Annotated in this window: 12 protein-coding genes; 9 read left to right on the top strand and 3 right to left on the bottom strand. The window is 39.0% G+C overall.

Annotated features, from left to right (window positions below; genetic code table 11):
• Nucleotides 1-31 precede the first annotated feature (31 nt).
• The 5 genes from ACF3OC_RS17150 (at nt 32) to ACF3OC_RS17130 (ending at nt 4141) form a co-directional block, all read left to right on the top strand.
• The gene (locus ACF3OC_RS17150; RefSeq protein ID WP_179221451.1) at nt 32-1426 is read left to right on the top strand and encodes a bifunctional UDP-3-O-[3-hydroxymyristoyl] N-acetylglucosamine deacetylase/3-hydroxyacyl-ACP dehydratase; all 1395 of its coding nucleotides are present in this window, start codon (nt 32-34) and stop codon (nt 1424-1426) included.
• An 11-nt stretch (nt 1427-1437) separates the two neighbouring features.
• Nucleotides 1438-2232: an acyl-ACP--UDP-N-acetylglucosamine O-acyltransferase gene (gene lpxA / locus ACF3OC_RS17145; RefSeq protein ID WP_094258466.1), complete on the top strand. Its 795-nt coding sequence runs from the start codon at nt 1438-1440 to the stop codon at nt 2230-2232.
• A gap of 19 nt (nt 2233-2251) precedes the next feature.
• Nucleotides 2252-2872 (top strand): ATP-binding cassette domain-containing protein, encoded by a 621-nt coding sequence (locus ACF3OC_RS17140; RefSeq protein WP_182499097.1) that lies wholly within the window; start codon nt 2252-2254, stop codon nt 2870-2872.
• Nucleotides 2873-2938: 66 nt separating this feature from the next.
• The gene (efp, locus tag ACF3OC_RS17135) at nt 2939-3499 is read left to right on the top strand and encodes an elongation factor P (RefSeq protein WP_094258468.1); all 561 of its coding nucleotides are present in this window, start codon (nt 2939-2941) and stop codon (nt 3497-3499) included.
• 72 nt (nt 3500-3571) lie between these two features.
• Complete coding sequence (locus ACF3OC_RS17130) at nt 3572-4141, top strand: 5-formyltetrahydrofolate cyclo-ligase (protein ID WP_094280585.1); 570 nt, start codon at nt 3572-3574, stop codon at nt 4139-4141.
• Nucleotides 4142-4440: 299 nt separating this feature from the next.
• Here the strand turns inward: ACF3OC_RS17130 and ACF3OC_RS17125 are convergent, their stop codons facing one another.
• Together ACF3OC_RS17125 and ACF3OC_RS17120 are read right to left on the bottom strand one after the other, a co-directional pair.
• On the bottom strand, nt 4441-5736 hold the full coding sequence (locus ACF3OC_RS17125) for an HAD-IB family phosphatase (protein WP_094258470.1): 1296 nt from the start codon (nt 5734-5736) through the stop codon (nt 4441-4443).
• Between the two features lie 21 nt (nt 5737-5757).
• Nucleotides 5758-6726 (bottom strand): NAD-dependent epimerase/dehydratase family protein, encoded by a 969-nt coding sequence (locus ACF3OC_RS17120; RefSeq protein ID WP_094258471.1) that lies wholly within the window; start codon nt 6724-6726, stop codon nt 5758-5760.
• 111 nt (nt 6727-6837) lie between these two features.
• Here ACF3OC_RS17120 and ACF3OC_RS17115 point away from each other — a divergent pair, with 111 nt between their 5' ends.
• The 4 genes from ACF3OC_RS17115 to cydB all read left to right on the top strand — a co-directional run bounded on the left by ACF3OC_RS17115 (nt 6838) and on the right by cydB (nt 11935).
• On the top strand, nt 6838-8025 hold the full coding sequence (locus ACF3OC_RS17115) for a formimidoylglutamase (RefSeq protein ID WP_392470122.1): 1188 nt from the start codon (nt 6838-6840) through the stop codon (nt 8023-8025).
• Between the two features lie 21 nt (nt 8026-8046).
• Nucleotides 8047-9369, top strand: coding sequence for a DNA recombination protein RmuC (locus ACF3OC_RS17110; RefSeq protein ID WP_094280582.1), 1323 nt, complete (start codon nt 8047-8049; stop codon nt 9367-9369).
• Between the two features lie 151 nt (nt 9370-9520).
• On the top strand, nt 9521-10861 hold the full coding sequence (locus ACF3OC_RS17105) for a cytochrome ubiquinol oxidase subunit I (protein ID WP_094258474.1): 1341 nt from the start codon (nt 9521-9523) through the stop codon (nt 10859-10861).
• 3 nt (nt 10862-10864) lie between these two features.
• Nucleotides 10865-11935, top strand: a complete 1071-nt coding sequence (gene cydB / locus ACF3OC_RS17100; RefSeq protein WP_094258475.1) for a cytochrome d ubiquinol oxidase subunit II — start codon at nt 10865-10867, stop codon at nt 11933-11935.
• 90 nt (nt 11936-12025) lie between these two features.
• Here cydB and ggt read toward each other — a convergent pair whose 3' ends face one another.
• Nucleotides 12026-13720: a gamma-glutamyltransferase gene (gene ggt / locus ACF3OC_RS17095; protein ID WP_094258476.1), complete on the bottom strand. Its 1695-nt coding sequence runs from the start codon at nt 13718-13720 to the stop codon at nt 12026-12028.
• Nucleotides 13721-13746 lie beyond the last annotated feature (26 nt).

Raw genomic sequence — 13746 nt, 5'->3', positions numbered from 1 at the left:
GATAATTTTTTGCAAAACACGAATGTTAGATATGAATGTAAAACAGAGAACCATTAAATCTGATGTCCATTTTTCGGGCGTGGGTCTTCACACGGGTAAACAAGTAAATGTGACGTTAAAACCTGCTGCTGAAAACCACTGGTACAAGTTTAAACGAGTAGATTTAGAGGGTCAACCAATTGTAAATGTGGATGTTGATAATGTGAGCAACACCGCAAGGGGAACTACAATTTCTCAAAACGGCGCTTCTGTAAGTACCATCGAACATTTGATGGCAGCATTGGTAGGTTTGCAATTGGATAATATATTAATTGAAATTGACGCTCCTGAGGTTCCAATATTGGACGGGAGTTCCGCAATATTTATTGAGAAAATCCAAGAAGTTGGATTTCAAGATCAGGATGCAGATCGTGATTTTTTTGAAGTAACAGATAATATCCACTATACCGATCCTGAAAATAAGGTTGAGATCGTAGCGATGCCAGTTGATGGCTATCGCATTACCTGTATGATTGATTTTAATTCCCCAGTATTGGGAAGTCAACATGCTTCCATTAGTGATTTGGATGAGTTCAGCAAGGAAATTGCAGGCTCACGTACCTTCTGTTTCTTGCATGAACTAGAAGCTTTGGTTAGTCAAAATTTAATCAAAGGTGGCGATTTGTCGAATGCGATCGTTATAGTAGATAAGGAAGTGTCTGAAGGCGAACTGGATAAGCTACAGGATTTGTTCCATAAACGTGTTGAGGTTGCTCAGGAGGGGATTTTGAATAATATCTCCTTACGTTATCAGAACGAGCCTGCACGACATAAGTTGTTGGACATGATTGGTGACTTGGCCTTGGTAGGAAAGCCAATAAAAGGACATATCATGGCAGCGCGTCCTGGGCATGCAGCGAATGTTGCCTTTGCGAAACGCATCAAAGGACAAATCAAACGTGAAAAGAATAAAAAGAACGTAAAGGTATATGATCCGAATACACCTCCGGTTTATGATACTGTTCAAATCATGAATATACTTCCACATCGTCAACCATTTTTGATGATTGATAAGATTTTGGAATTATCGCAGACCCATGTGGTTGGTTTGAAGAATGTCACCATGAACGAGGATTTGTTTATGGGTCATTTCCCAGGAGCACCATTGTTTCCGGGTGTCTTGCAGATTGAAGCAATGGCACAAACAGGCGGTATTTTGGTGTTAAATACAGTCCCTGACCCAGAAAACTGGTTGACTTTATTCTTAAAGATTGAGAATGCAAGATTTAAGAATCAAGTGGTGCCAGGAGATACCGTAATCTTCACTTGTGAGTTGTTGGAGCCAATCCGTAGGGGGATTGCCAGAATGAAAGGCGTTGGTATGGTAGGCGACAAGGTGGTAAGTGAAGCAGAATTAATGGCCCAGATTGTAAAGGTCAAAGGATAATTTAATAAAGAATGATTCAACCATTATCATACATACATCCTGAGGCAAAGATTGCACAGAATGTGGTTATTGAACCCTTCTCAACCATTCATAAAGATGTAGAGATTGGTGAAGGAACTTGGATAGGCTCGAATGTAACCATTATGAATGGTGCACGAATCGGGAAAAATTGTAAGATTTTTCCAGGAGCTGTTATTTCAGGAGAACCTCAGGATCTTAAATTCGAAGGTGAAATCACAACCGCGGAAATCGGTGATAATACCACCATCCGTGAATGTGTTACCATCAATAGAGGTACAAAAGACAGATACCGCACAGTAATTGGTAAAAACTGCTTGATTCAAGCTTATAGCCATATAGCACATGATTGCTTTATTGGTGATAATTGTATTTTCTCCAACTCCAGTACCTTAGCAGGGCATATTACAGTAGGTGATTATGTCGTGTTGGCGGGAATGGTTGCGGTACATCAGTTTTGTAAGATTGGATCACATGCTTTTGTAACCGGTGGTACATTGGTTAGAAAAGATGTTCCTCCATATATCAAAGCAGCTAGAGAGCCTATTTCCTATGCAGGTATTAACTCCGTAGGGTTAAGAAGGAGAGGTTTCTCGAATGAGCAAATCAACGAAATCCAGAATATTTATCGGGTTTTGTTTGTTCAACATAGTAACTTAGGAAAAGCCTTGGATATTGTGGAAGCTGAATTTGAGGCAACAGAATTAAGAGATGAAATCCTAGGATTCGTTCGAGCATCAAATCGAGGAGTAGTCAAAGGATTCGGACAAGGTAAATCGAGTATATAACAATAAATTATTCGACTATTTGAATATAATTTTACAAGATATTGGTAGGAGGTATAATAGAGAATGGATTTTTAGATATCTCGATTATACCTTTTCTTTTGGAAACAGCTATGCTATCCTTGGTCCAAATGGATCTGGAAAATCCACCCTCATCAAAGTATTAACAGGTGCCCTGACCGCAAGCGAAGGAAATCTTCGGTATGAGGAGAATGGAAACGAACTAGCCATAGAACAAGTATTCCAAAAGATGAGCCTTGCTGCGCCTTATGTTGAATTGATTGAAGAGTATTCCTTGAATGAAATGTTGGCATTTCATTTTAAATTCAAATCCTATTTGGGAGGTTTTGACTTGGAACGAGTGAAGGAAACCCTAGGATTTGCCAAGAATACCTTCGAAAAGGATATCCGACATTTTTCATCAGGCATGAAACAACGGGTAAAATTGATTTTAGCTTGTTGTTCTCAAAGTAATTTGTTATTCTTGGATGAACCTACAAGCAATTTGGATCGAGAAGGAGAAAAATGGTATCGGGATTTATTGAAACTTACCAATAGTGAACGGATTTTGATCATTGGATCCAACCAAGAACATGAATATAGTTTCTGTAATGAACAATTGCAGATTCTTGATTATAAGTAATGGGCAAGGGCATGTTTCAGGTGAAACATGATTTTTTTATATTTGCGAAAGAAATAAAATAATAATATGGCAAAGGCTTCAGACGTAAAGAGTGGAAATATACTTCGTTTTAATGGGGAGTTAGTATCGGTAGAGGAATATATTCATCGTACCCCAGGAAACTTACGTGCATTTTATCAAGCTAGAATGCGTAACGTAAAGACTGGAAAATTAGTAGAATACAGATTCAGAACAGATGAAGAGGTAGAAATTGCTCGTGTAGAGACTAATGACTATCAGTATTTATATGAGGATGGCGAATTTTTCGTAGTGATGGATAATGAAACTTACGAGCAATTCAATATTCCAAAAGCACTTTTCGGAGATTCAGCAAGATTCTTGAAAGAAGGAATGAATGTTATTGTTGCTTTTGAAAGTGAAGAAGCAATTATGGCACAAACTCCTGCAAGTGTGGAATTAGAAATTACGTATACCGAACCTGCAGTAAAAGGTGATACTTCAACGAATGCATTGAAGAGCGCGACTGTGGAAACTGGTGTAGAAATTCGCGTTCCGTTATTTATTAATCAAGGTGATCGTGTAAAAGTAGATACACGTACTGGTGATTATATGGAGCGTGTAAAATAAGATCTTAGGTTTAGGTTGATTATTCGGTCTTGTTAGCTCCCAAGCTTCAAGGCCGATTTTTTTTATCTGCAGATGAATAAAACAACATTAAGGACCCTCTATAAACAGAAACGCAATGATCTGGATCTGGAGGAGGTGATTTCATTAGATAAATTGATTTTTGAAGAACTAATCCGATATGATTGGTCCTCCATTCAATTCTTGCATTGCTATTTGGCCATAGCAAAGTTTAAGGAGTATGATACGTTAAAGTTTATTCATTGGATCTGGGCTAAGCATCCCCATATTAAAATTGTGATCTCCCGATCCGATTTTGAGACGCATGAACTCAAACACTTTATCTTTGATAAAGAAACCGAGTTAGCTTGTAATGCTTGGGGAATTCCAGAGCCAGCAAATGCCCTAGAAGTAGATGTAGAAGCCATTGATGCGGTATTGACACCATTGTTGGTGCTGGACAAGTCTGGTAATAGAGTCGGCTATGGCAAAGGATTCTACGATCGTTTTTTTGCAAGCTGCAAGTCTACGGTAATGAAGGCTGGTATTTCTTACTTTCAACCTGTGGATAAGATTGATGATATATCAGAATGGGATGTGCCAATTGACATGGTTTTTACTCCCGGAAAAACTTTTTACCTGTAGGGGTTTAAACTATTCTTAATAGAAAAATTAGCCAAAAAAATACAATTTATTAGATATTAAAGGCGTTAGTTATTTAGTATCCTATGATTGGTTTCAAAAACTGGTTAAGGATAAACCGGAAATGGAGTAAACAGATTTCCAAGTTGAGAGGTTGGAAATTTCAAAAATAAAAGAAAGTTTGTCTAAAAAGCTAAATAAACAATTTTCGTTATTTACTCCCTATACATGCTATTGTCGGCATAGGTTTTGGCTCAAACCAAAACATTAGTTTATCCATGCTTTTTAGACAAAAACTTTCTTTACTTATATAGTATTCTGAATTTAATGGTATGATCTACCTGTTTTAACTGCTTTAACATTTGTTTATCATATGCAGCATCGATATCGGTGACCGCATAACCTATTTCTCCACGAGTCATTAAGAACTGCGAGAAGATATTGATATTGTTTTCTGCGTAGATTTTGTTGATCTGAGCCATAATCCCAGGGACATTATTATGGATATGCAACAATCTATGGGCGCGAGTTAAGTTTGGTAAAGTTAGATTAGGGAAATTCCTGCTTTGATCGGTGTCGCCATTATTGATGAAATTTGCCATCCGACGAGGAATATATTCTGCATTTCTCTTTTTATTCTTTTTATCGTCAAAAACCACGATTCCCTTTTCATTACAGATGGCTTTAGAAAGATGTCCTTTCACATCACCTAGATAACCAATGGTTTTCAATTTATCAGCACGCGCAAGAACCTCGTCAGAAATTGTCTCTCCATGTCCTAGCAAAAGCATACCAACATCCTTTACATATTTTTCTTCCAAGGTCTCCTTGATGCGGATTGAAAAACCATCTCTTTTAAGGATGTGTGCTGCAATTTCAGGAACATCCCCTACAATAAGACAAAGAATTCTGTTTTTAGGATAGGAGATTGCGCGAGGAAGGTCATTCACATACAGGAACTCATCAAAGCTAGGTGCAATATGATCGGCTTTATCCGTAACAGACTGTCTTGAGATGTTTTCAGTAAAAGCATAGAACTTCTCAATCAGGCCGGATTCTTTTAATTGGAAGTCTGAGTAACCATCCCCAATGCCGAAGATTTTGCCGTTGATATTCAGTTGTTTTAAGAGCTTTACTTTTCCACCTTCGTCCGATAAAGGATTTTCTTCATCGTAACCGATAATATTTCCTTCAGTATCGAATTTAAAGGTGTTTGCATAGATGTTTTCCTTTCTAATATGATAAGGACTTACTACGGGTGTAATAAACTCTTTAAAACCGCCAGAAACGATCCATGCAGTGTCTGAGTGTTCTCTGAAGAACTCTTTATTTCTACTAAATGATTTAGAGACTTTCTTTTTTAAATGGGTAATTAATTTATCCAAATGTTCCCGATTCGCCTGTAAAAGACTTACGCGTCCAGCAAGACTTTCACGGAAAGAGATCTTTCCTTCCATGGCAAGATTGGTGAAACGCTCAATTTCTTTATATATTTTCTCCTGATCGGGATGATTTTCTAAAGAAATCCTGGCTAATTCGTCTAGGGCTTCGACTTGGGTGAAAGTGCTATCGAAGTCTATGATGTAATAATTTTTCACTGTATGATTTTGTTTAGATTGTTACTTTATATAATATGCTTCACAGACTTCCTTTAAGGTTTGATCCAATGGTTTAAAAGTATAACCCAGTTTTTCCCTTATTTTGGAGTTGTCATATTGTAATTTACTATTTGCTGCACGAGCAGATTCTGCGGTCAAAGTAGGTTTTTTACCACTTAACAAAGAACCGATTTTGGATAGTCGCCAAGCAAGGGACAACATCAATGGGGTGGCTTTGATATGTGGAGCCGGCTTTTGCAAATACCCGCTGATCTTGGTCAGTAAATCCTGATTGCTGATGTTTTCCGCATTCAGGATGTATCGCTCTGCCGTAATGTCGCTGTTCATCAACTGAATCATGATCTTTGCGACATCGCTTACATCTACGATTCCAACCGATCCTAATGGATAGATTTTATTCCCTTTATTTACCAGATTGAAAATTGCTCTTGAACCCTTTTCACCCCAACCAATTCCCATGATGACAGAAGGATTTACAATTACGGCATCCAAGCCTTCTGCAATTCCCCGCCATACCTCCATTTCGCTTTCATGTTTCGCTAATGAATATTTGGAAATTTTGGGATTGTATTCCCATTTATCTTTTTCCGTAACAGCTAGTCCTTTTTTACTAAATCCCAATGCTGCAATGGAACTCACATGCAGGAGTCTCTTTTGATGTTCAAGACATAGATTGACAATATGCTTGGTACCTTCAACGTTGGTTTTTATGATCTCTGCGGCATCTTCTTTTTGGTAAGATACTTTTGCGGCGCAGTGATAAACCTGATCGACTTTAGGGATAATTTCTTCCAAGCTGAAGTAATCAGTGATTTCGGCATCAACCCATTGGATGAGCGATGAAGATTTTAAGGGGTCGGGAATAACAGAGCTTGTTCTTTTTAATGCAATAACACTATGCCCATCATCAATGAGATACTGCAATAACGTAGACCCTAAAAAACCTGTTCCTCCAGTTACTAAAATCACTTCCTAACTTATTGTTGAAAAATTATGTAGCTCAAAAGTAAGTTAATAAATGCATATTTGCTAAATACAATAGGATAAACTCAATAAAATTTGAGGATTTAGACAATCAATATGACTTTAGCTGATTTTTTATCACCCATTTCTCTTCAAGAATTAGGACTTCCGACAGATTATTATAATTCACAATTTGGTCATTCCATTCAAAAATATATAGATGATTTTCCAGTTTGGGATGATGAAACAGGATATCCTCAAATTGCGATTTTCGGTATTGAAGAGGGAAGGGCTGCAGTTAATAACAATGGCACGCAAAAAGGGCCTAATCTAGTCAGAAAGCACTTGTATGATCTTTATCAAGGGGATTATACCGTGAAGATTGCCGATTTGGGTAATATTAAAGCTGGAGCAACAGTAAAGGATACTTATGTTGCGGTGAAAATGGTCATGGAGGAATTAATGAAAAAGGATATTCTTCCCATATTGATTGGTGGTGGTCAGGATTTAACCTATGCGCAGTATACCGCATATGAAAATCTAGAGCAGAGGGTTGATGTTGCCATCATCGATTCCAGGTTTGACTTGGACCAGGACAATGCAGAAGATATGGCCTTGAATTCCCAGACTTATCTAAATCATTTAATCCTTCATCAACCGGATTACTTATTCAATCTTAGCAATATTGGCTATCAAACTTACCTGGTGAGTAAGGAATCTATCAATATGTACGATAAACTATTCTTTAACGCCTTGCGATTGGGTAGTTTTTCGGGGAAATTAGATCAAGCAGAACCTATTATCAGATCGGCGGATATGGTAAGTTTTGATATCGGTGCGATTCGTGCTTCGGAGGCCTGTGGAAATGCAAATGCCGGACCGAATGGTTTATATGGTGATGAGGCTTGTCAGTTAGCGCGGTATGCGGGGATGTCAGATAAGTGTAGTTCCTTTGGAATTTATGAGTATAACCCAACTTTTGATCCAATGGGTCAGACAGGGATGTTGATTGCTCAAATGATCTGGTGTTTTATAGATGGCTATTATAGTCGTAAAAAGGATGCTCCTATGTATCCGAAATCAAATTATATTATTTACCGGATCACCTTGGAGGCCGAAGATTATGAGCTTGTATTCGTAAAAAGTAAGAAATCTGACCGATGGTGGATGCAAGTCCCTTATTTTGGGTCTAAATCGGTGAATGAACGTTTTTATCTTGTACCATGCCGATATGAAGATTATCAATTAGCAGTGGCCGGAGAAATGCCTGATCTATGGTGGAAAACACACCAAAAACTACAATAATTTTCTAAAAATCTCAACATAGTGGAAATTATCTACCTCGTATTATTAGTACTCAGTATTGTTGGTTGTGCCTTCTTGATTTGGCGCAATGCCAGTTCTGTTTCACGTGAAGAGTTTAATAGGTTACAGGGTAGTTCCAAAGATTTACAGGTTGAATTTGCTAAAATTCAAGAACGGGAGAAGCTATTGATTGCAGATCGGGAACGGTTAACTCGAGAGCTTCGGGAAGAAAGCTTGGCTAGACAGGCGGTTGAACGGAATTTAGAAGGTTCAAATGCTTATTTGAATGCGCAACAGGAACGGCTAAAGGAACAAAAGATTGAAATGGAGAATATGAAGACCCAATTCAATAATGAGTTCCAGGTCATGGCCAATAAAATTTTAGAGGAGAAATCCTTTAAATTCACCCAACTTAACCAACAGAATATTTCTCAGGTCTTGGATCCTTTGAAGGAGAAGATCAAGATGTTTGAGGAAAAAGTTGATAAATCCTACCAACAAGAATCAGCTGAAAGAAATGTGCTCAAAGGAGTCGTTGAGCAATTGATGCAACAAAGTATTCAGATTAAGGATGAAGCCAATAATTTGGCCAAAGCCTTAAAGGGAGATAATAAGAAGCAAGGAAATTGGGGCGAGGTAATTCTTGAACGTGTCTTGGAACGTTCGGGATTGATTAAGGATCAGGAATATAAGCTGCAAGCCTCCGTTGTTGAAGCCGATGGGAAAAGATTTCAACCCGATGCAGTTATTTATCTTCCCGATGAGAAACACTTGATTGTAGATGCCAAATTATCCTTGGTAGCTTATGAACGTGCCGTGAATGCTGATACAGAGGAGGATAGATTACTCTTTGTCAAACAACATGTTCAGTCCATTGAAAACCATGTCCGTGAGCTATCCGCAAAGGATTACCATTCTCTTTATGGGATTCAATCCCCAGATTTTGTGCTATTATTTATTCCCATAGAATCCTCCTTAAGCTTAGCTGTTAATTATAAAGCAGAATTATTCAGTGAGGCTTGGGATCGACGCGTAGTTATTGTGAGTCCATCGACCTTGTTAGCTACACTAAGAACGATTGCAAGTGTTTGGAAACAAGAGCGGCAGAATCGTAATGTGTTGGAAATAGCGAAGGAAGCCGGACTGTTATATGATAAGTTTGTGGGTTTCTTGCAAGACATGGATCAGCTGCAGGGCATTATTCAGAAAGCTTCGGACAAGCACGAAGATGCCATGAAGAAGCTAAGTATGGGGCCTGGGAATGTAATTCGCAAAATTGAACAACTCAAAACCTTGGGTGCCAAAGCCAATAAACAACTCGGAGATAAATATTTGGATGAATAAGCTTCCAAACACCTAATTTACCCACGGCGATATCAAATTTTCATCATTAAGCCTTATTTCAGTTAAATATGGTAAAATATCTTTATTAGTTTGATTTTCAGTTGCAATGACCTAATTTTAAGGAAAGTTCGACCACAAAACAAAATGTCTTATGGAAGATATGATCCTCTACAACCGCTTGCAGTTCGCCTTTACCATTACCTTTCATTACCTTTTTCCGCAATTGACCATGGGCTTATCGCTGATGATTGTCTATTTTAAGTGGAAATTTCTGCGCAGTAATAATATCATTTACAATGATGCCGCCAAATTTTGGATGAAGATCTTCGCCCTGAACTTTGCCATGGGCGTGGTTACAGGAATTCCCATGGAATTTCAATTTGGTACCAACTGGGCAAAGTTTTCGGAATTGACCGGAGGGATTATTGGTCAAACTTTGGCTATGGAGGGGATGTTTTCCTTTTTTTTGGAGTCTTCATTTTTAGGCATGTTTATTTTCGGGGAGAAGCTCCTGGGGCACAAGCTCCATTTTGTGGCCGGTCTGCTCGTGTTTATAGGTTCCTGGGCATCGGGATATTTGATTCTCGCGACGCATTCCTGGATGCAACATCCTGTAGGCTATGAGATCTTGGAAAATGGTAAGTTCGTTTTGAATAACTTCTCTGCACTATTTAGCAACCCTTGGCTGTTGCCTTCATATTTACATAATCAAGCAGGGTCCTTAGTGACAGCCTCCTTTTTTGTTTCCGCCGTCGGCGCCTTTTATATGCTGAGCAATCAACATACTAATTATGGAAAAGTATTCCTGAAGACCGGTGTTGTATTCGGATTGATTGCATCCATTGCTGTAGCCTTTCCGACTGGCGATATGTTAGCCAAGAATGTGGTAAAACATCAACCAGTAACCTTTGCTGCCATGGAAGGGATTTTTGAAACAGAAACCGGTGGATCTGAAATTGTGTTGATCGGTCAGCCTGATATGGAAAACAAGAAACTGGATAATAAAATTGCAGTTCCTAAATTATTAAGCTTTTTAACCCATCAACGTTGGGATGCGACCATTCAGGGGTTAAACGAATTTGATGAAGATATACATCCTACCAATGTTCCTGGATTATATTATAGCTACCATATTATGGCAGGATTGGGAACCATCTTTATAGGTATAATGATCCTTGCTGCATTTTTCTTATGGAAAGATAAGTTGTATCGAATTAAATGGATTTTGTGGGTTCTGATGTTTATGATTCCCTTTCCCTACATTGCCAATACAGCAGGCTGGTATACGGCAGAATTAGGTCGCCAACCTTGGTTGGTTTATAATCTGATGCGAATGGTTGATGGGGTTTCGCCGACCGTTTCTTCCGGAAATACTTTGTTTACACTATTAGGTTTTGTGGGCCTCTATATTTTACTCGGATTATTATTCTTGATGTTGGTATTGAAAATGATTAGAAAAGGACCAGCAACTAGTTTAGCACTAAATTCATAGCTTATGGAAATGTTTTGGTATATCGTTTTGGTTTTTATGTTAGGCATGTATGTGGTGTTGGATGGATATGACTTTGGGGCTGGTATTGTGCATCTATTATTTGCAAAAACTGATGTTGAGAAGAGTGCCATCCGAAATGCAATAGGTCCATTTTGGGATGCCAATGAAGTATGGTTGATTGCTTCAGGAGGGGTTTTGTTCTTTGCCTTTCCAACCCTATACGCTTCTGCCTTTAGTGGCTTTTACCTACCCTTGATGTTGGTATTGTGGTTCCTGATTTTCCGCGCCGTTGGCTTGGAATTGAGAGGTCAAATCCACAATAAATTATGGGAAACCTTTTGGGAAAAAGCATTTGGTATTGCCAGCTTATTCCTAGCTATATTTTTTGGTGCAGCATTGGGAAATGTTGTTCGTGGAGTTAATCTAGGGATGGTGGAAAATGGTGTATCCACCCAAGAACCACATTATTTCTTTTTACAATTATGGAATCCTACGCTAGACCCCATGTCTGAAGTTCATGGTATTATCGATTGGTTCACCATATTACTAGGAGTAGTTTCGGTTATTACTTTAACCATTCATGGTGGGAACTGGATTATCTTGAAGACCTCCACTAGCCTGAACGATAGGCTGAAAGGTATTATCTTCAAGTTGAATATCGCACTTTCCATTTTGGTGCTGGTTACTGCTGGCTTATGGCAATATGTTAAACCTTTTCCATTAAATAGCCTGATGGGACATGCCTGGCTATGGATCTTTCCCCTGATTGCCGGCATTGGATTGGTAGGACAATTCTGGATTAAGAAATTCAAGAAAGATGGAATGGGATTCCTTTTCTCAACCATGTTTATCCTGGGAAGCTTCGCCACTACAGTAGCCTCCTTATTCCCTAATGTATTACCTTCCACCAATAGCATCAACCCTTCTCTGACGATATATAACGTCGCCGCACATGAATACGGCCTCTCAGTAGGCTTATATTGGTTTATAGTAGCCTTTATCCTAGTCGTAATCTACTTTATTATCCAGTTCAGAGTATTTAAAGGAAAGTTGGATGATGTGGGGTATCATTAGGGGAGATAGGAGAAATCAAATTTGATAAAAATGAATAAAAAAATATGAGATTTATAATAGTCTGACTATCACAAATCTCATATCTACTATTTAGTAGCCCACCGCTTTATCATCGCCTCTTGGGTCGGCTCCGGTTTGGAGTTTGCCGTTTTTGAGGATGACGATATTTTCTACGCGGCCGATAGGGCCTCTTTTATTGATTTTGAAGCCATCTTCTTCCAGGCTAATTCGTGTTGTTGAGTCGATAGCTTTTGCTTCTACGTCGATTACGTCAGGTTTCCATTGGTGGTGGAAGCGGGCCGCTGATACGGATTCTTGAGCCGTCATGTCGAATTCCAATACATTTAAGATGGTTTGGAATACCGATGTGATAATAGTTGAACCTCCCGGGGTACCAACAACCATTTTCAATTTTCCATCTTCCTCAATAATGGTTGGCGTCATAGCGCTCAACATTCTTTTTCCAGGCTCAATGGAATTTGCTTTACCACCAAGAAGGCCATACATGTTCGGTGAACCAGGTTTTACAGAGAAGTCATCCATTTCATTGTTCAATAGGAATCCTGCACCAGCTACCCAAACACAAGATCCATAAGAACCATTAATGGTAGTAGTTAAGGAAACAGCATTTCCGTCTTTATCTACAATGCTATAATGCGTGGTTTCTTCTGATTCATAGCCTGGGAACTTTGCCGCTTTTACCTGATCACTAGGAGTTGCCTTGTCCAAACTTACCATTGCCATTCTCTCTTGATTGAATTTAGCATCTGTTAAGTTGGCTACAGGTACCCGGTAATAATCAGGATCTCCTAAATGGGTCGCTCTGTCAGCGTAAATGCGGCGTTCCGCTTCGACCATCGCACGAACAGTGCTATCATGTTGAAAGCCCCATTTTGCTAAAGGATATTTTTCTACAGATTGAAGTAATGCCATTAATGCCACACCACCACTGGATGGAGGCGGCATTGAAATTACTTTATAGTTTTTATACATGCCTACGATTGGATCTCTCCATGAAGCTTGATAATCTTCTAGGTCCTTTAAACTCATGATCCCATTGCCTTTTTTCATTTCAGCAACGATAAATTCTGCCGTTTTACCTTTGTAGAATCCATCTCTACCTTGTTCTGCAATACGTTTTAGGGTTTCAGCGAGTTCTGCTTGTATAAAGTTATCACCGGTTTTCCATTCTGCATCACGAATGATGGCAGCACCCTCCGGATTGAATTTTTGAAAGCGTGCTTTGTAACGGTTGAATTCACCAGCTTGTTGTTCAGTAATTGGGAACCCTTTTTCAGCAAGTTCAATAGCTGGTTGTACAAGGTTTTTCCACGGTAAACTACCATATTTTTTGTAGGCTTCATCCATTCCGGCAACCGATCCTGGTACGCCTGATGCCAATTGGCCATATAAGCTTAAATCTGTAATAGGGTTACCATCTTTATCGAGGTACATGTCACGGGAAGCTTTTGCTGGCGCTTTTTCACGGAAGTCTAAAGAGGCTACTTGGCCATCTTTACCACGGTATACCATAAATCCACCGCCCCCAAGGTTTCCTGCATTCGGATAGACTACTGCCAACGCAAATTTTACAGCAATTGCTGCATCAACAGCATTTCCGCCCTTTTTTAAAATCTCTACTCCCACCTCGGATGCTATCGGGTGAGCCGTCACAACTGCGCCATTCTCAAACTCTGTTTGATCGGTTGCAGTTTGTTGTTTTACTGAGCATGAACCCAGAAAAAAGACGATTAAGAATAAATAAATCAAATTAGGTTTTTTCATGCCGCTAAGATAATAAATTGGTATTA

This window comes from Sphingobacterium cellulitidis (assembly GCF_043187465.1).
Lineage (GTDB): Bacteria > Bacteroidota > Bacteroidia > Sphingobacteriales > Sphingobacteriaceae > Sphingobacterium > Sphingobacterium cellulitidis.
The sequence above is the reverse complement of the archived record's forward strand: the minus strand, read 5'-3'. Positions and strand labels throughout refer to the sequence as shown.